Raw genomic sequence first — 16,863 nt, 5'->3', positions numbered from 1 at the left:
CCGGCGGCTGGTCCCACCCGTCACCGCGATTCCGAGTCATCAGGGCGCGGGGAGAACGTGGCAGGTCACTCGGGGCCCGGCACGGTTGCCGAGGGGGCCGCGGGCTTCGGGCTGCCGGGCAGGAAGAGCGCCACGCCGAGTGTGGTGGCGACGAGTACGGCCGCCCCGACGGCCAGGCTGATCCGCATCCCGGTCATGAAGTGGGCGGAGTCGGCGATCAGCGCACCGAGCAGGGCGACCCCGATCGCGCCGCCGAATTGCCGGGCGGCGCTGAGCACGCCGGATGCGAGGCCGGCCCGCTCGTGCGGCACCGACTCCAGCATCGCCGACGTCAACGGCGGGACCGCGAGCCCGCCGCCGATGCCGAGCGGCACCAGCAGGGTCAGCAGCAAGGGAGTGGGGGTGTCCCGGCGGACGAGGAGCAGGCCCAGGATGCCGACCGTCTGGATGACCTGGCCGAGGATCAGCGGGAGGCGCGGCCCGTAACGGTTGGTCAGCTTGCCGGCGAGCAGGTTGACCAGGGTGGTGAAGGCCGTCATCGGAAGGAACATCAGGCCCGCGGTGAGCGCCGAGGCTCCGCGGTGTTCCTGGAAGAAGATCGTGAAGACGAAGACCAGGCCGTAGTAGCCGAAGTTCAGGGCGAGACCCGCGCTGGTGCAGACGGCCACCGAGGGAATGCGGAACATCGTCAGCGGTACGGCGGGATCACTCTGCCGGGACTCGACCAGGAGGAACGCGGTTCCGGCGAGTACGGCGACGAGGAAGCCGCCGATCGTCGTCGGGCTCGTCCACCCGCCCGACCCGCCGGTGATGACCGCGAACACCAGCGCCGCCAGCGCGAGTACGGCGGTGACCTGGCCGGCCGGGTCCATCGAGGAGTGCCCTCGTGGGGAGCGGGGCGCCCGGAGCATGCCGACGAGTGCGAAGACGCCGACCGGCAGGTTCACGAAGAAGATCCACCGCCAGCCGAGCCCGGTGGTGAGCGCGCCGCCGACAACCGGTCCCGCCGCGACCGCCGCACCGCCACCGGCGGTCCACAGCGCGATGCCGCGAGCGCGCCGGGCCGGGGAGTCGTACGCCTGGCGCACCAGGGCGAGCGAGGCAGGCATCATCACCGCGGCTCCGGCGCCCTGGACCGCCCGCGCGGCGATGAGAACGGTGAGGTTGGGTGCCAGCCCGCACACCGCGGACATCAGGGTGAAGACGGACAGCCCGATCGTGAAGGCACGGCTCGCACCGATCCGGTCGGAGATGGCCCCGGCCGACAGGAGCAGGGCCGCGAAGAGCAGGGTGTACGCGGTGACCACCCACTGCAGTGCGGAGACCTGGCCGTCCCACTGCTGACCGATGCTCGGCAGGGCGACGTTGACCACGGTGGTGTCCAGCGTGATGACGAAAAAGGCCAGACAGGCGACCAGCACCGTGGACCGGAGGCCCAGCCGCGGCCGGTTGCCGGTTGCCTCGGGGCCGGACGGGTCGCTACTCCCTTCACTCCCTTCTCCGGAGAGTGCCACTCCCCCGTCACGCACGTCGCCGTTGCGGTCCATGAATCTTCCTTCCAGGTGTTGCCGGTGTCCGGTGTGTTGCCGATGTCCGGTGGGCTGCGCATTTCGCGCAGCCGGGACGATCGACGACTGAATTACGTTCAACTTGCTTTTGATTGCCGTCAGTTGGTGGGCCGGGCCCTGACCGTCCGCTCCCCTCACTCCTCGTCGAAGTCGGTGCCCCGGGTGACCGCCTCCCAGGCGGCCGCCTCCTCGCCGGCGGACTTCAGCTGGGCCGCGATGGCGTCGGCGGCGTCGTTGCCGAGGGCCAGCCGCAGCGGGGTCCGCTCGGCGGCCAACGCGGTCAGAATCGCCGCAGCGGCCTTCTCGGGGTCCCCCGGCTGCTTGCCGTCGCTGTCCGGGAGCCCGGCGCGGACCGGGCCGACCGTCTCCTCGTACACGTCCATCGGCGCCGACTGCCGCAGCGCACCGCCGCCGGCGAACCCGGTCCGGAACGCCCCCGGTTCCACGACCAGCACCTTGATCCCGTGCGGGGCGACCTCCAGGGCCAGCGCCTCGGACAGCCCTTCCAGGGCGAACTTGGTGGCCGAGTAGGCGCCGACGCCGGGGAAGGAGAACCGGCCGCCCATGCTGCTCATCTGCACGACGGCGCCCGAGCCCTCGCGGCGCATGTGCGGGAGTACGGCGCGGGTGAGCGCGGCGGGGCCGAAGAAGTGCAGGTCCATCAGGTCGCGGAGTTCGCGGTCGGTGGTCTCCTCGACGGCGCCGACCTGTCCGCGGCCGGCGTTGTTGACCAGTACGTCGATCCGTCCGTACCAGAGGATCACTTCGGCGACGACGGCGGTGATGCGGGCCGGGTCGGTGACGTCGAGGGCGACGGGGACGACGCGGCCGGGGTGCGCGGCGGCGAGTTCGTCGAGGGATTCGGGACGGCGGACGGCGGCCACCACGGTGTCACCGGCGGCGAGGGCCGCCCGCGTGATCGCCTGCCCGAAACCGGAGTTGGCGCCGGTGATCAGCCAGACCTTGCCGGTTGCGGAGCGGGTGGGGGCGGCGGCGGGGGCCGTGGCGGTGCGGGTCTTGTCGCTCATGGGGATTTCTCCAAGGTGGGACCGGAAGCCTGCCGGGCGCCGGCTTCCGCAGACCCGGCCGAGGCGGTCGTCCCGGCGGGTGTCTCCATTACGGCCGCTGCCCGGCCCCGCCGTCCAAGACAGAGATCAACGCGTCCCATAAAGAGCGTTTATCGCCGCTGGTTACGATCTCCCCATGGAGTTGCGGCAGTTGAACTATCTCGTGGCGATCGCCGAGGAGGGCAACCTCGGCCGGGCGGCGGCCCGGCTGTACGTGAGCCAGCCGGCCCTGTCGTACGCGCTGCGGAAGCTGGAGGCGGAACTCGGCGTTCCCCTCTTCGAACGGCACCCCGGCGGCGTGACGCAGACCCCGGCCGGGCGCGATGTGGTGGCCGAGGCGCGCCGGACCGTACGTCAGGCGGACCGTGTCCGCGCCGCGGCGGAACGCCACCGGTGCCGGCAGAAGGCGGTGCTCCGGGTCGGCTTCGAGGCAAGCGGTGCGGGCGAGTTGACCACCCGGGCCCGGGCCGAGTTCGCCCGTCGGCATCCGGAGGTCCGGGTGGAACCGAAGCGCTTCGACTGGGGGCAGGAGGCGGCCGCCCTGCGTGCAGGCCGGGTGGACGTCGCCTTCGTCTGGCTGCCCGCCGACCTTACCGATCTGCACGCCGAGGTGGTCCACACCGAACCCCGGGTCGTCGGCCTGCCCATCGGACACCCGCTGGCGGGGCGTACGGGCATCGGCATCCTGGACGTCAAGGACGAGCCGCTGCTGTGGACGGAGCGGGCGCCACGCGACTGGGTCGACTGGTGGGCGGTGAACCCCAGACCGGACGGCTCCGCACCGCGCTGGGGCCCGAAGAACGACAACGTCGAGGAGATGCTGGAGCAGGTCGCCGAGGGCGCCGCGGTCTGCTTCGCCCCGGCGAGCATGGCCCTGTACTACGCCCGCCCCGATCTGTCCTGGGTTCCGCTCACCGACGTCGAGCCCCTGAGGGTCGCCCTGGCCTGGTACGAGGGCGCGCGCAGCCCCCTCGTCGAGGGCTTCGCCGAGGTGGTGCGCGAACTCGCCGCCGCTCTGCGGGAGGACGGGGCCGGCGGACCGGGCGGCGAACGCGGGGGCGGCGCGGGGCCGGCCAGGGGGTGACAGCGGGCGGCGAGGGCCAACTTCCGGTCTTTGCGGTGGTGGAGACGTCAAGGCCCTGGGCGGCCCTGGGCGCGTGCGGTGCGGTGGTCGACGACGGCCGGGCAGTGTTCGGCGGGGGGCGTGGTCGCCGCCGGGCGAACCTGCGGTCCTCCTCACGGGGGCGCAGTGGTGCGGGGTGGGTCAGGTGAGGGCGAGGAGGCTCACGGCGACGGCTGCGGCACCGAGCCCGACGAGCTGACCTCGGTGGATGCGTTCGGCAAGGACGCTGCGGGCGAGCAGGACGGTGCCGGCCGGGTAGAGGGCGGTGATCACGGCGACCACGGCGAGGTCCCCGCTGCGGGCGGCGAGCAGGAACAGCACGTTCGCCACCGAGTCCAGCACGCCCGCGGCGGCCGACATCGCGTACGCGGGCCTCTCCGCCCCGAGCCTGCGGTACATCAGCCCGGCCGCGGCCAGGGTGACGGCCGAGGACACCGCGCGGCCCACGATCAGCGGGGCGACCCCGCTGTCGGACGGCGCCTGGTGCAGGAAGACCAGCTGCATGGCGATGGCGGCGCCCGCGCCGAAAGCCAGCAGCAGCGCGCTACGCGACGGGCGCGCCGAGCCGGCGCCGTGTCCGGCGCTGACCAGCACCACCGCGGCCAGTGCGAGCGGGAGGCCCACCAGCGCGGCGGTGCCCAGGTGTTCGCCCTGCAGCAGGCCCACACCGACCGGCAGCATGGCGGACACCAGCGCGGTGACGGGCGAGAGCACGTTCATCGGGCCGATCGCCAGGGTGCGGTAGAGCAGGACGAACGCGGCGGCCGAAGCGACACCGGACGCGGCGCCCCAGCCGATCGCTCCCGGGCTGAACGAGGCACCGAGCACCGGCCACAGCAGCAGCTCGACCGCGAGCGAGGACGGAGCGGCGATCATCACGGTGCGCAGCACATGAGCCTTGCGGGCACCGAGGCCGCCGAGGAAGTCGGCACAGCCGTAGGCGAGAGAGCTGCCCAGGGCCAGCAGCAGAGCGAGCACGGTACGCACATCCCTTAAGATTCAATGGAACGACTAGACAGTACAACGAACCGACCGAGGCGTGTCAACCAAACGACCGGGCGGTGCATCGAAGTGGTCCACCTGCGAGGAAGGTGCTCGGATGACCGAGACAGCGGCAGCCCTGCGGACGCTCGCCCACAACGTCAGGACGGCTCGTACCCGAGCGGGCCTGTCCCTGGACGAACTCGGCCGGCGCGCCAAGGTCAGCAAGGGCTCCCTCGTCGGTCTGGAGAAAGCGCAGGGCAACCCGAACTTCGCCACCCTGGTGCGGCTGGCCGACACGCTCGGCGTCTCCGTCTCCGCCCTGATGGAAGGGCCGACCGAAAGCCGCATCCGGGTGGTCACCGCCGAGGCCGTGATGCCCCTGTGGACCGGCCCCGAGGGCAGCGAGGCCCGCCTCATGCTGACGACCTCGGGCCCGGCCCCGGTCGAGGTCTGGCGCTGGACACTCCAGCCGGGCGAGGAATACCCCAGCCATCCCCACCAGGCCGGGGTCGTCGAAACCGTCAGCGTCACCGCCGGCCGGATGGCCCTCGTCGTCGACGGCGTCGAGCACCCCGTCGAAGCCGGACAGACCGCCGCCTTCGACGCCGACGCCCCCCACACCTACCGCGGCGCCGGCACCGAGACCTGCCGCCTGATCATGACCGTCCACCTCCCGCCGGGCCCCGCCTCCACCACCTGACCCGCATCACACAGGCGTGGTCTGCCAGTTCGGGGGCCGAGGCGGATGCTTCACGGTGTCGCGGGGGCGGCGCCGTCGAACAGCTCTCGGTGCCGAACGATCTCGCCCTGGTGTTCCTGGACCCACCGCACCACGTGGGTGACGGTGTCACTCAGCGAGCGCCCCAAGGGGGTGAGCGCGTATTCGACGCGGGGCGGCACCTCGGCGTAGGCCGTGCGTGTGAGCAAGCCGTCGCGGGTCAGCGAGCGGAGCGTCTGGCTCAGCATCCGCTGGGACACCCCGGCGATCCGCCCGTGCAGGGTCGTGAAGCGCAGCGGTCCGTCGGCGAGCGTGGTGATGACCAGGACGGTCCACTTGTCTCCGACACGGGCGAGCACATCGCGCACGAGGGCGATGGTCGCCGCGCACTCCGGGGTGACCCCGGCGTCCGCCAGCTGGGACCGCAGTGCGGAATCCATGTGTCCGTTCCCTCCGAGTACGTAGCTGACCTGAAAGTGCGTGAGCGCGAAGCCTTGATCGCAGCGGCCGCGACCCCGTTACATACGGATCGTAACCAATGGGCGCTCGCCCGATCCGCCGCGATGCCCGGGGAGGAAACCATGACCGCCGACGCCGCCGATACCGTCGCAACGGAGGGAACCGTGGAGGGGAAGGGCGGCGGTGCGGTGCCGCGGGCGCGGCACGAGACCTTCACCGTCGAGTGCCACCTCGCCGCGCCTCCGGGAGCGGTGTTCGCAGCCTTCGCCGACACACCGGTCCGGCGTCGGTGGTTCAAACTGCCGGGCCGCCAGGTGTCCTACCACCACGACTTCACGGTGCACGGCGGCGAGACGTCGTCCAGCGTTTTCACGGTTCCGGATGCCGCACCGGAACGACTTGGGTACGCATCCCGTTACCTCGACATCACGCCGGGGTCGAGGATCGTCTACACGTACACCGCCCGCGTGGACGACGTGCCGCGCTGGGCCTCGCTGGTGACCGTCGAACTGCACCCGCACGTCGACGGCACCCGGCTGCGGTGGACCGAGCAAGCGGCCTTCCTCGTCCCTTCCGCGGAGCCGGAACACGACGTGCCTCATCTGCGCGGCGCCACCCGCCTGCGTTTGAACGGCCTCGCGGCGGCTGTGACGGCCGAAGGACGGAACGACGCCCCGGCACGCCTGAGGAGTTGACTCGCGAGAGCCTCGGCACGGCCCCGTCCGCCCGCCCACCGTGCTGCGTAAGTCCTTGCCGCCGTACGTTCCGCACGCGACCGTGTCGGTCGCCTGTCGGGGCTCTCGGTCCGATGTCGGCGGCCTGTCAGTGCGGTCCGGCACCTTTCCAGTGATCCTGCCGAGGGCCCACCCGGCAGGCGCACGACCGCAAGGAATCACCATGACCACTGACGTCACGATCATCGGAGCCGGACTCGGCGGCCTCACCCTCGCCCGCGTCCTGCACCTCCACGGCATACCGGCCACCGTCTACGAGGCGGAGCCCTCACCGGCGGCGCGTTCGCAGGGCGGGATGCTCGACATCCACGACTACAACGGTCAACTGGCCCTGCAGGCGGCGGACCTGATGGACGAGTTCCGCAGCCTCATCCTGGAGGGCCGCCAGGCCATGCGGATCCTCGACCGGGACGGGGCGGTCCTGTTCGAGGAGCCCGACGACGGCACGGGGGGACGCCCCGAGGTGCAGCGAGGAGAGCTGCGACAGATCCTGCTCGACTCGCTCCCGGCCGGCACCGTCCGGTGGGGCCACAAGGTCAGCAGTACCCGTGCCCTCGGCGAGGGCCGCCACGAGGTGACCTTCGCCGACGGCAGCACCCTCGACACGAGCCTGCTGGTCGGCGCGGACGGCGCGTGGTCACGGGTCCGGCCGCTGCTCTCCACCGCCACACCCGAGTACACGGGTAAGTCGGTCATCCATACCTACCTGTTCGACGCCGACACCCGGCACCCAGCCGCCGCGAAAGCGGTCGGTGGCGGGTCGATGCTCGCGCCCACGCCGACCAGGGAGATCTTCGCTCACCGGGAAAGGGGCGACACGCTGCACGCCTACGTGGGGCTGACCGAGCCGCAGGAGTGGTCCGCCGCCATCGATTTCACCGACGCCGTCGTGGCCACCGCACGCATCGCGCAGGCATTCGACGGCTGGGCACCGGAGCTCACCGCGCTGATCACCGACACCGACACCGCGCCGGTCCTGCGCCCCCTCTACACCCTGCCGATCGAGCACCGGTGGGATCGGGTGCCCGGGGTGACCCTGCTCGGCGACGCCGCTCACCTGACGCCCCCGAACGGCGAAGGCGCCAACCTGGCCATGCTCGACGGGGCGGAACTCGGCGAGGCCCTCGCCGCGCACCCCGACGACATCGATGCCGCCCTCACCGCGTACGAGCAGGCCATGTTCCGGCGCAGCGCCGAAGCCGCCGTCGAAGGCGCCGAGCGCGAAGAGCGCATGTTCGGCGAGGGCACACCCCACAGCCTCGTCGACGCGTTCACCGCACACGAGCGGGGTCACTGAGCCACCCCACGCCGGGCTGACCCGCAAGCGCCGCCTCGCCGGGCACGCCCGGTGAGGCGGCCGCGGAAGCTAACCCGCCCACTCCCGCAACAACGCTTCCCGCTCCGCCTTCCGAGGCGAACCGCCCTCCCACGCGCGACCCCACTCCGACATCGCCGCCAGCGTCGTCGCCATCGTCGCGGCACCCTCCGTGAGGCGGGCCAGCAGAGCCCGGGAGAGGTCGACTTCCGTCTGCGAGTAGCCGAGGGCCGCGGCGACGTAGGCCGTCAACTCGTGAACACCGCCGGGTGATTCCACGCGTATCGTCACCATCGGCGGGGCCTCGCCCACCCGGCCGGAGCCCAGGGCGAAGTCCATCACCGTACCCAGAGCCAGATCCTTGACCGCACCGATCTGCCGCCTCAGGGACTGCACAGGGACGTCCGCCACCGTCAGGGCCTGCACGTCCTCCCACAGGTAGAGGCCGGACTGGCCGTCGCCGAGGGCTGTCACGCCCTCGGGGGTCAGCCGTACCCCGGGCGCCAGACCGGACGGCTTCGCGCCCACGTACACATCACCCTCGGCGATCCAGAACAGGCCCACCATGGCCATGGATGTGCTCACTTCCCCCGACGACGGCACCGCCGTCGTGTCCCACGTCAAACGATCAGGTCGTTCTCGGCAACGCGCGAAGTGGCCGGGGAGTTCCCTGTGTACGGGTTCGCGCGCACCCGTACACCCGCCCGTACAAGAGGCCGGGACGATGCCCGCATCTTTGTGGCTTCTGCCGGTACGGCCGGCTGCCGGGATGCGGAGAGACTGCCGGCAGAGGCCGAGGCGCGCCCCGACAACGGGTCGAGGCCGAGGACATGACGACGCGGGAGGCCGGCACGATGGGTGTGCAGCAGTATGACGAGATCGGTGAGGCGTACGAGGGCTTCAAGTCCCTGCCGCTGGAGCACTACGCGGCGGTGCCCGGCTTCCTGGCCACGGTCGGTGACGTGCGCGGCAAGTCGGTCCTCGACCTGGCCTCCGGCACCGGCTTCTACAGCAGGGAGTTCAAGCGGCGCGGCGCCACGGAGGTGCTCGGAATCGACATCTCCGGTGAAATGATTGCCGTGGCCGAGGAGTTGGAGAAGCGCGATCCGCTGGGTGTGCGCTTCGAGGTGGGCGACGTCTCCGCACTGCGGCCCCTTGAACGGCGCTTCGACATTGCCACGGGGATCCAGCTGCTCAACTACGCGCAGGACGTCGCCGCCATGGAGCAGATGTGCCGCACCGTGCACCGGAGCCTGGCGCCCGGCGGCGAGTTCTTCGCCCTCAACCAGTCACCCGACCACCTCCTCGACGGGCCGTCCATGGGCAAGTACGGCTTTCTCAGCGAGCCGACCGGCGAGGAGGCCGAGACCGGACCGCGCGTCCGGATCACCGCGCTGCTCGACCCACCGATCGAGTTCGTCACCACCCGCCCGCGCCGCGAGGTCTACGAGGAGTCTCTGCGGGCGGCCGGATTCAGCGAGGTGACCTGGGTCCCGCTGGAGGTGTCCGACGCCGGCCTGCGCGAGTTCGGTGCGGACTTCTGGGCGGACTTCCGCGCCAACCCCCCGCTGGAGATGCTGCGCTGCCGCGCCTGACGACTGACCGGACGCCACGGGCCCGGGACCGCGGCCCGGCCTCGGCCGGGCCGCCGTCGAACCCCGCAACGCGGTGCCCTCCACATCGCCGATCTTGAAGCGGACAGCACGCCTATGCTGCGTCGGTATGACGACGACCTCATCGGGCGAGAGCATCCAGCCGTTCCGGGTGGCGATCCCGGACAGCGATCTGGACGACCTGCGGAACCGCCTTGACCGCACCCGCTGGCCCGACGAGCTGCCGAACGTCGGCTGGGACTACGGAGTTCCGCGTGCCTATCTGCGGGAGCTGGTGCACTACTGGCGGCACGAGTACGACTGGCGAGCCGCGGAGAGCCGCCTCAACCAGTGGCCGCAGTTCATGACCACGATCGACGGCGCGACCCTCCATTTCGCGCACATCCGCTCCCCGGAACCGGATGCCACGCCGCTGATCATCACGCACGGCTGGCCCGGCTCCCTCGTCGAGTTCGAGCAGATCGCCGGCCCGCTGACCGATCCCCGGGCGCACGGAGCCGACCCCGCCGACGCCTTCCACCTGGTCCTGCCGAGCATCCCCGGCTTCGGATTCTCCGGCCCCACCGGCGAACGGGGCTGGGAGTACCAGCGGGTCGCGGCTGCCTTTGCCGAGTTGATGCGCCGCCTGGGCTACGACCGATACGGAGCCCAGGGCGGCGACTGGGGGTCTGCCGTCTCCCGCGAACTCGGCCGCATCGCCGCTGACCGCGTCATCGGCGTCCACCTGAACATGATTCCCGGCGCCGGGGCGTCGGCCGAGCCGACCGAGGAGGAACTCGCGGCCCTCAGCCCCGAGGAGCAGCAACGCACCTGGGCTTCGTGGCAGCGGATGCAGGCGTGGAGCCGGGAGAAGCAGGGCTACGCCGATATCCAGTCCACGCGCCCGCAGACCCTCGCCTACGCGCTCACCGACTCCCCGGTGGGCCAACTCGCCTGGATCGTCGAGAAGTTCAAGGAGTGGACGGACTCCGCCGACCGGCCGGAGGACGCCGTCGACCGCGACCATCTCCTGACCAACGTGATGCTCTACTGGCTGACGGGCACCGCCGGCTCCTCCGGGCGCCTCTACTACGAGCGCGCCCACGCCGCCTACGCGGGCAAGCCGCCGGAGCCCTCAGCGGCACCCACCGCCTTCGCCTCCTTCCCGCAGGAGAACTTCATCGTGCTGCGGCACATCGCCGAGCGCACCAACCACATCGTCCGCTGGACGGAGTTCGACCGGGGTGGTCACTTCGCCGCGATGGAGGAGCCCGAGCTGCTCGTCGGCGACATCCGGGCCTTCTTCCGGAGCCTGCGCCACGTCAGCTCGGAAGCGAATGCCGCCGGGAGCGCGGGCTAGAACGGGATCCACTCGCTGGCGGTGGTGACCTCCTTGAGGACGTCGGCGAGTGGCTCGGTGCCGATTCCCGGGCCGGTGGGGACTTCGAGGTGACCGTCGGCGAGGACGAACGGCGGTGTGATGTCGGTGGCGAAGTAGCGGTGCGAGCCGGAGGTGTCGCCGGGGAGGGTGAAGCCCGGGAGCGCGGCGAGGGCGACGTTGGCGGCGCGCCCGATGCCGGTTTCGAGCATGCCGCCGCACCAGACGGGGACACCGTGGGCGCGGGCGAGGTCGTGGATGCGGCGGGCTTCGAGGTAGCCGCCGACCCGGGCCGGCTTGACGTTGATCACGGAGCAGGCGCCGAGGGAGATGGCCGCCGCGGCGTGGGCGGCCGACTCGATGGACTCGTCGAGGCAGATCGGGGTGCGCAGGAGCTTGGCGAGCTGGGCGTGCTGCACCATGTCGTCGTTGGCGAGGGGTTGTTCGATCAGAAGGAGGCCGAACGGGTCCAGTTCGGCGAGGTGTTGCGCGTCGACGAGGGTGTACGCGGCGTTGGCGTCGACCTGGAGGAGCAGGTCGTCGCCGAAGCGTTCGCGGACCGCGCGGACGGGCGCGATGTCCCAGCCGGGTTCGATCTTCAGCTTGATCCGGACGTAGCCCTCGGCGACGTAGCGCTCCACGGTGTCGAGGAGTTGGGGGACGGTGTCCATGATGCCGACCGAGACGCCGCAGGGGACGCGGTCGCGGGCGGCGCCGAGGTAGGAGCCGAAGGACTCGCCGGTGAGGCGGAGCTGGGCGTCGAGGACCGCGGTCTCCAGTGCGGACTTCGCCATGTGGTGGCCGGTGAAGGGTTCCAGGGCCCGGCCCACCGTCGCGGCGTCGACGCCGTCCCTCGGCAGGGCGGGTATGAGGAACTTGCGCAGGACGTCCTGTGCCCCGTCCACGTACTCGGAGCAGTAGCGGGGCTCGGACATGGCCGCGCATTCGGCCCAGCCCTCCCCTTCGGAGGTGACGACGCGGACGAGCAGCACGTCGCGGCTGGTCTGCACGCCGAAGGAGGTGCGGAACGGGGCGACGAGGGGCATCGCGATCCGGCGCAGTTCGATGCCGGAGATCTTCAGCTTCATGACAGGTGGCTCCTGGTGCGGTGTGCCGGGTGGGTGAGCGAGGGGGTGGCGCGGTGGACCACGTAGCTGCGGCGGTTGTGGAAGCCGACGACTCGGGCTCCGTCCGAGAGCAGGCCACCCAGGGTCTGCCGGACGGCCAGCCGCCAGGCGCGGGCGGCGCCGGGGTCCTCGCGGCGGAGGCTCTCGATGTCGTCGGGGAGGTCGATGAGGACGAACTCCGCGTCGGTGCTGCCCAGTTCGGGGCGGCCGCGGTCATCGCGGACGCCGTGCGCGGCATCCGCCGGCGGGTCCAGGTCCGGTGTCTCGGGCGTCGCCGGGGAGGCGGAGAGGTCCCAGGCGGCCAGGACCCGGTCGGTTTCGTCGCCGCCGTTGATGGCGTCGTCCATGGCCCCGTAGAAGGACCGCAGGTACTCCTCGGGGCGGGCGCCGAGTTTGACGAGGTTGAAGTAGGCGTTGCGGCGGATGAGCGGGTCGTAGGTCCAGGTGATGCGCTTCAGTCCGCGGGTGAGCGCCCACTGCCGCTGGTGCAGTTTGAGGGCCAGTCCGATGCCTCGGCCCATGGCGGCGCCGGTGATGTGGGAGTGCAGGGTGGTGCCGGTGGGTGCGCCGAAGAAGCCGACGGACGCGCCCACCAGCCGGCCGTCCTCGTACGCTCCGGCCACGTAGTTGCCGGCGTGGGCCAGGGCCCGCATGACCTCGGCGGAGACGGGCGCGCCGGCCGGGCCGGTGCCCCAGATGTCGGCGTACAGCAGGCTGGCGCTGCCGAACTCCGCCATGCCGTGGAGTTCGCGGAGTTCCAGCCCGCTCACTGCATCGCTCCGACGAGGTGGGCCAGCAGCCGGGCGCGGATCGGCATGGCGGCGGTGACGACGTGTTCGTGGTCGGCGTGCGCGCCGTCGCCGACCGCGCCGAGCCCGTCGAGGGTGGGGCAGCCGGCTCCGGCGGTGTAGTTGCCGTCGGAGGCTCCGCCGACGGCTGCCTGCCGCGGGGCGTCGAGGCCGAGGTGCGCGGCCGCTTCGGTGGCCAGCGCGAACAGCTCCCGGGATGCTCCGCGGTCCAGGGGCGGGCGGTTGGGACCGCCCCCGATCTCCAGGCGGGCGCCGGGGAGCTTGGGCTGGAGCTTCCTGATGAGGGTGTCGACCGCCTGCTGGGCCGCCGCGTCGGGGACGCGGACGTCCACGCTCAGTTCGGCACGGGCGGGCACGGTGTTGTTGGCGGTGCCGGCCGACGTCAGGGTCGGGGTGACCGTGGTGCCGGGCCCGGTGCGTGCGGTGACGGTGTCGGCCAGGTGCTGGAGGGCGAGGATCTGGTGGGCGAGTTCGGTCGCCGCGTTGATGCCCTTCTCGGGTTCCAGTCCGGAGTGGGCGGCGCGGCCGTGAACGGTGAGGTCGTACGCGGATACGCCCTTGCGGCTGGTTTTGAGTGCGCCGCCGGCGGCGGAGGGCTCCAGGACGAAGGTCGCCGCGCACCGGCGCGCGGTTTCCTCGATGAGCCGGCGGGAGGTGGTCGAGCCGACCTCTTCGTCGCCCGTGACCAGGACGCAGAGGCCGTCGAGGGAGGGCAGGGAAGCCAAGGCGTGGAACATCTGGACCAGTCCGGCTTTCATGTCGAAGACGCCGGGGCCACGGGCGATGCCCTGCTCCACGGACCAGGGGTGGGTGGCGAGCGAACCGATCGGCCAGACGGTGTCGTGGTGCCCCAGGAGCAGGATGCGCGGGGTGCCGAAGGTCCACCGGAGGTGGGTGACGCCGTCGATCACCAGCGTCCGGGGCGGGGCGCCGAGCAGTCGTTCCCCCTGTGCGGCGACGACCTGCGCGCTGCGGGCGACGGCCGCGTGGTCGGCGGAGTACGACTCGCACATGACGAGTTCTTCGAGGTCGGCGAGCATGGCGTCGAGGTCGTACGGGTGGTGCGCTCGCGCGGAGAGCATGTCGTGGTCAACCGGCACGGGTGAGTCCTCCATTGGGCATGACCTGGGATCACGTGGGATCACGTGGGATCACGTGGGATCACGTGGGATCACGTGGGATCACGTGGGATCACGTGGGATCACCTGGGATGACCGCAACGCTAGGCAGGGCGGACGGGACCGGGTTGGTGGCCGCGTCAGAACATCCGCCGCCGTTTCGTACGGCGGTACCGAACCGCACACGCCGCGGTGCCCGGCCGGTCGACGACCGGCCGGGCACGTGTCCGGGGCGGGTGGGTCCAGCCGGTGTGCGCTCCTCAGCCGCCTGGTGTGCCCGCCGAGGATCAGCCGGCCGACGCGGCGGTGGGGCCGGTATCCGCGGAGCACGTCCCGCCGCCGTCGTCCATGCCCATCAGCCGCAGCTGGAGCATCGCAGCGAACCGTGCGGACGGATCCCGCAGGTCGAACTCCCCCACCTCGGCCACCCGACGGATCCGGTAGCGGAAGGTGTTGGGATGGACGAACACGCTCGCGGACGCGGTGATCACGTCTCCGAAGGCGTCCAGCCACGCCCGCAGCGTCTCCACGAGGTGGGCGTTGTGCTTGGCGTCGTAGGCCGCCAGCCGGGCGAGCGGGCCGGCGAGTTCGTCGCGGTGGGCGACGGCGAGGTCCCGCATTTCGATCAAGAGGGCGTCGACATACACGTCGGCGATCGGGGCGACGCGCTGCGCCGTCCGGCCGCTGAACAGCACGCGCAGCGCGCGGTCCGCGTTGGCGCGGGAGCGGGCGAGGGCGGAGGGCTCCTCGGCGACCGACCCGATGCCGATGAGCAGGCCCGCCCGGTCTCCGGTGCGCTGCAGGAAGTTCGACGCCACCTGCAGTGCGCGCTCCCGGGCCTGGGCGGAGTCGCCCGGCACCGGAAAGAGCCCGTAGGCCACGTCGCCGAGCAGCGCCACCGCGGACCGCGGCTGGACCGCGGTGAGATGCACGGACAGCGCGCTCGCGAGGCGCTGGCGCTCCGCGGTGAGGTGGGCATGGTCCTCGCCCCGCTCGGCCTGCAGCCCCATGGCGACGACCAGCGTGGGCTGGTTCACCAGCCCCAGCCGGCCGAGCGCCCCGGCCGCCCCCACGCCGCCTTCCAGGGCGGTGGTGACGAGGTCGGCGCGCAGCCGGTGCTCGGCGTCGGTGCCCGCCCGGAACCGCAGCATGTGCAGCGCGACGAGCTTGGCCGCCTCCTGGAACGCCCGCTCCCGCTCCGGGGTGAGCGGCTTCCGCAGGGTCGCCCACACCGAACCGAGGATCTCGTCGCCGGCACGCACCGCGATCGCCACCCGCGGCAGCGCGACCTCGCCGTCGACGGTGGGCGGCGGAATGTGCACCGGGCCCTCGCTGCGGTACAGCTCGCGGAAGACCCCGTGCTCCTGGTGCATCCGCACATAGCGCTCGGGCACCTGCCGGGCCAGGATGCTCGCCACCCGCGGAGCGTCCGCCTCGTCCTGCCGGCCGGAGAAGGCCAGGATCCGGGAGCGGCGGTCCTCGATGGTGATCGGGGCGTCCATCAGGGTGGCGACCGCGTTGGCCAGCGCGAACAGGTCCCCGGACGGCACCCCGCCCAGCGTCTGCCCGTCGGCCTCGCCGATGTCCCCCTCGGAGAGCAGGGTGCGCAACATCGCCGCCAGCTGGGACCAGGAGGCCCCCCGGGTCAGGGCGAGCAGGGCCACTCCGGTCTCGGCCACGACCGGTGCGAGTGCCTCGCTGTCGCCGACGGGACCGCGGACGACGAGAGCGGCGGCGCCGTGGGCGGCGAGGTTCCGCAGGAGCCGGGCGATCTCCCCGGCCCCGTGGACGCCGACGCCGAGCACGACGGCGTGCCGGGGGTAGTGCTGCTCGTCGTGCGGATCGTGGATGCCGACGCCGCCGAGTTCTCCGGCCCCGTCGGGGTCACCGTGGACCAGGTCCAGGAGTGTGGGGCCGAGGTCCTCGAGCACCCGGCGCAAGCCTCTGGCGGGGTGGGCCGACATGTGCCTGATCATCTCCGCAGGTTAGGACCCTCACGGCCCTGCGAGGTTCGTACGTGCGGACGAGGATAGGCGACCGCCTTCGTCCCCCGGAACGAAGTGTTCCGGGGCGGCCCCGACAGCCGGTCCGGGGCCGCCCCGGCCAGCGCCCCGGTGGAGTCCACGAGCGGCAGCCGGGACCGCCTGACGCCTCGGGGCCGGCCTCACATCTCGGGACCGGCCCCATCGCTCAGACCGCCGCGGCCCGCGGGCTGCGTGAGGTATCACTGCCGGGCACCGGCTCGGAGGCGTCGGCGCCCAGGGCGACGATCCGGTTGCCCGCGTCGACGTGCACGACCTTCGGCCGCAGCGCACGGGCCTCCGCGTCCTCCACCTGGGCGTAGCTGATCAGGATGACCCGGTCCCCCGGGTGCACCAGATGCGCCGCCGCCCCGTTGATCCCGATGACACCCGAGTCGCGCGCACCCTCGATGACATACGTCTCCAGGCGGGCCCCGTTGTCGATGTCGACGATATGGACCAGCTCGCCGGGCAGCAGGTCGGCGGCCTCCATCAGCGCGGCATCGATGGTCACCGACCCCACGTAGTGCAGATCGGCCTCGGTCACCGTGGCCCGGTGGATCTTGGACTTGAACATGGTACGCAGCATCGGTGCACTCCTCCAAGTAGGCTCCCTGCCTGCGTATTTGCAGGTCAAGGGCTCTTTTCACACCCTACAGCCGGTCGCGGATCCGGGCGGCCGTCCCCAGGTTTCGCAGGGCTCACGCGGACCGCACCTCGACATCCCAACATCGCTGACGATGCGTCAGACATCGGGAGCGTCTGCTCGGGCCCCACCTCACCCCGGGGCCGCCCCTCACCTACGACCGAGATCAGCGTACGCAAACGGCCCCCGATGACCTCCGTGACG

16 protein-coding genes are annotated in these 16,863 nt (G+C 71.9%); 6 read left to right on the top strand and 10 right to left on the bottom strand.

The window, feature by feature from the left end; genetic code table 11:
• Positions 1-65 precede the first annotated feature (65 nt).
• Both SL103_RS16775 and SL103_RS16770 read right to left on the bottom strand, forming a co-directional pair.
• Positions 66-1,547 carry an MFS transporter gene (locus SL103_RS16775; RefSeq protein WP_079145786.1) on the bottom strand — a complete coding sequence of 494 codons (1,482 nt, stop codon included), beginning with the start codon at positions 1,545-1,547 and terminating at the stop codon, positions 66-68.
• Between the two features lie 155 nt (positions 1,548-1,702).
• Positions 1,703-2,596 carry an oxidoreductase gene (locus SL103_RS16770; RefSeq protein ID WP_069569828.1) on the bottom strand — a complete coding sequence of 298 codons (894 nt, stop codon included), beginning with the start codon at positions 2,594-2,596 and terminating at the stop codon, positions 1,703-1,705.
• Positions 2,597-2,771: 175 nt separating this feature from the next.
• Here SL103_RS16770 and SL103_RS16765 point away from each other — a divergent pair, with 175 nt between their 5' ends.
• Positions 2,772-3,719, top strand: coding sequence for a LysR family transcriptional regulator (locus SL103_RS16765; protein WP_079145785.1), 948 nt, complete (start codon positions 2,772-2,774; stop codon positions 3,717-3,719).
• 180 nt (positions 3,720-3,899) lie between these two features.
• Here the strand turns inward: SL103_RS16765 and SL103_RS16760 are convergent, their stop codons facing one another.
• Positions 3,900-4,736: an EamA family transporter gene (locus tag SL103_RS16760; RefSeq protein WP_069573813.1), complete on the bottom strand. Its 837-nt coding sequence runs from the start codon at positions 4,734-4,736 to the stop codon at positions 3,900-3,902.
• A gap of 121 nt (positions 4,737-4,857) precedes the next feature.
• Between SL103_RS16760 and SL103_RS16755 the strand changes: the two genes are divergently transcribed.
• Positions 4,858-5,442, top strand: coding sequence for a helix-turn-helix domain-containing protein (locus SL103_RS16755; protein ID WP_069569827.1), 585 nt, complete (start codon positions 4,858-4,860; stop codon positions 5,440-5,442).
• A 50-nt stretch (positions 5,443-5,492) separates the two neighbouring features.
• Here the strand turns inward: SL103_RS16755 and SL103_RS16750 are convergent, their stop codons facing one another.
• Positions 5,493-5,900 (bottom strand): winged helix-turn-helix transcriptional regulator, encoded by a 408-nt coding sequence (locus SL103_RS16750; RefSeq protein WP_069569826.1) that lies wholly within the window; start codon positions 5,898-5,900, stop codon positions 5,493-5,495.
• Between SL103_RS16750 and SL103_RS16745 the strand changes: the two genes are divergently transcribed.
• The gene (locus SL103_RS16745; RefSeq protein ID WP_244303927.1) at positions 5,901-6,614 is read left to right on the top strand and encodes an SRPBCC domain-containing protein; all 714 of its coding nucleotides are present in this window, start codon (positions 5,901-5,903) and stop codon (positions 6,612-6,614) included.
• Between the two features lie 202 nt (positions 6,615-6,816).
• Complete coding sequence (locus tag SL103_RS16740) at positions 6,817-7,950, top strand: FAD-dependent oxidoreductase (protein ID WP_069569825.1); 1,134 nt, start codon at positions 6,817-6,819, stop codon at positions 7,948-7,950.
• A 69-nt stretch (positions 7,951-8,019) separates the two neighbouring features.
• Here SL103_RS16740 and SL103_RS16735 read toward each other — a convergent pair whose 3' ends face one another.
• The gene (locus SL103_RS16735; RefSeq protein WP_244303926.1) at positions 8,020-8,553 is read right to left on the bottom strand and encodes a hypothetical protein; all 534 of its coding nucleotides are present in this window, start codon (positions 8,551-8,553) and stop codon (positions 8,020-8,022) included.
• A 269-nt stretch (positions 8,554-8,822) separates the two neighbouring features.
• Between SL103_RS16735 and SL103_RS16730 the strand changes: the two genes are divergently transcribed.
• Positions 8,823-9,563, top strand: coding sequence for a class I SAM-dependent methyltransferase (locus tag SL103_RS16730; RefSeq protein WP_069573811.1), 741 nt, complete (start codon positions 8,823-8,825; stop codon positions 9,561-9,563).
• 127 nt (positions 9,564-9,690) lie between these two features.
• Positions 9,691-10,920, top strand: coding sequence for an epoxide hydrolase family protein (locus SL103_RS16725; RefSeq protein ID WP_069569823.1), 1,230 nt, complete (start codon positions 9,691-9,693; stop codon positions 10,918-10,920).
• On the opposite strand, the gene menC is transcribed toward SL103_RS16725, so the two are convergent.
• The 5 genes from menC to panD form a co-directional block, all read right to left on the bottom strand.
• Positions 10,917-12,026, bottom strand: coding sequence for an o-succinylbenzoate synthase (menC, locus tag SL103_RS16720; RefSeq protein ID WP_069569822.1), 1,110 nt, complete (start codon positions 12,024-12,026; stop codon positions 10,917-10,919). The genes SL103_RS16725 and menC overlap by 4 nt on opposite strands.
• Positions 12,023-12,835, bottom strand: a complete 813-nt coding sequence (locus SL103_RS16715; protein ID WP_069569821.1) for a GNAT family N-acetyltransferase — start codon at positions 12,833-12,835, stop codon at positions 12,023-12,025. The genes menC and SL103_RS16715 overlap by 4 nt, the downstream gene beginning before the upstream one ends.
• The gene (locus tag SL103_RS16710; protein ID WP_069573809.1) at positions 12,832-13,914 is read right to left on the bottom strand and encodes a M20 family metallopeptidase; all 1,083 of its coding nucleotides are present in this window, start codon (positions 13,912-13,914) and stop codon (positions 12,832-12,834) included. The genes SL103_RS16715 and SL103_RS16710 overlap by 4 nt, the downstream gene beginning before the upstream one ends.
• A gap of 365 nt (positions 13,915-14,279) precedes the next feature.
• Positions 14,280-15,956: a PucR family transcriptional regulator gene (locus tag SL103_RS16705; RefSeq protein WP_069569820.1), complete on the bottom strand. Its 1,677-nt coding sequence runs from the start codon at positions 15,954-15,956 to the stop codon at positions 14,280-14,282.
• Positions 15,957-16,182: 226 nt separating this feature from the next.
• The gene (gene panD, locus SL103_RS16700; protein WP_069569819.1) at positions 16,183-16,602 is read right to left on the bottom strand and encodes an aspartate 1-decarboxylase; all 420 of its coding nucleotides are present in this window, start codon (positions 16,600-16,602) and stop codon (positions 16,183-16,185) included.
• Between the last annotated feature and the right edge of the window lie 261 nt (positions 16,603-16,863).

It is taken from the genome of Streptomyces lydicus (assembly GCF_001729485.1).
GTDB classification, from domain to species: Bacteria; Actinomycetota; Actinomycetes; order Streptomycetales; family Streptomycetaceae; genus Streptomyces; species Streptomyces lydicus_D.
Note: the sequence above shows the minus strand (reverse complement) of the source record. Positions and strands in the feature narration are given on the sequence as shown.

Bases quoted from the DNA above. Each gene is read 5' to 3' on its own strand.
- SL103_RS16775 (WP_079145786.1), bottom strand. From the start codon at position 1,547: ATGGACCGCAACGGCGACGTGCGTGACGGGGGAGTGGCACTCTCCGGA.
- SL103_RS16770 (WP_069569828.1), bottom strand. From the start codon at position 2,596: ATGAGCGACAAGACCCGCACCGCCACGGCCCCCGCCGCCGCCCCCACC.
- SL103_RS16765 (WP_079145785.1), top strand. From the start codon at position 2,772: ATGGAGTTGCGGCAGTTGAACTATCTCGTGGCGATCGCCGAGGAGGGC.
- SL103_RS16755 (WP_069569827.1), top strand. From the start codon at position 4,858: ATGACCGAGACAGCGGCAGCCCTGCGGACGCTCGCCCACAACGTCAGG.
- SL103_RS16750 (WP_069569826.1), bottom strand. From the start codon at position 5,900: ATGGATTCCGCACTGCGGTCCCAGCTGGCGGACGCCGGGGTCACCCCG.
- SL103_RS16740 (WP_069569825.1), top strand. From the start codon at position 6,817: ATGACCACTGACGTCACGATCATCGGAGCCGGACTCGGCGGCCTCACC.
- SL103_RS16730 (WP_069573811.1), top strand. From the start codon at position 8,823: ATGGGTGTGCAGCAGTATGACGAGATCGGTGAGGCGTACGAGGGCTTC.
- SL103_RS16725 (WP_069569823.1), top strand. From the start codon at position 9,691: ATGACGACGACCTCATCGGGCGAGAGCATCCAGCCGTTCCGGGTGGCG.
- menC (WP_069569822.1), bottom strand. From the start codon at position 12,026: ATGAAGCTGAAGATCTCCGGCATCGAACTGCGCCGGATCGCGATGCCC.
- SL103_RS16710 (WP_069573809.1), bottom strand. From the start codon at position 13,914: ATGCTCGCCGACCTCGAAGAACTCGTCATGTGCGAGTCGTACTCCGCC.
- SL103_RS16705 (WP_069569820.1), bottom strand. From the start codon at position 15,956: ATGTCGGCCCACCCCGCCAGAGGCTTGCGCCGGGTGCTCGAGGACCTC.
- panD (WP_069569819.1), bottom strand. From the start codon at position 16,602: ATGCTGCGTACCATGTTCAAGTCCAAGATCCACCGGGCCACGGTGACC.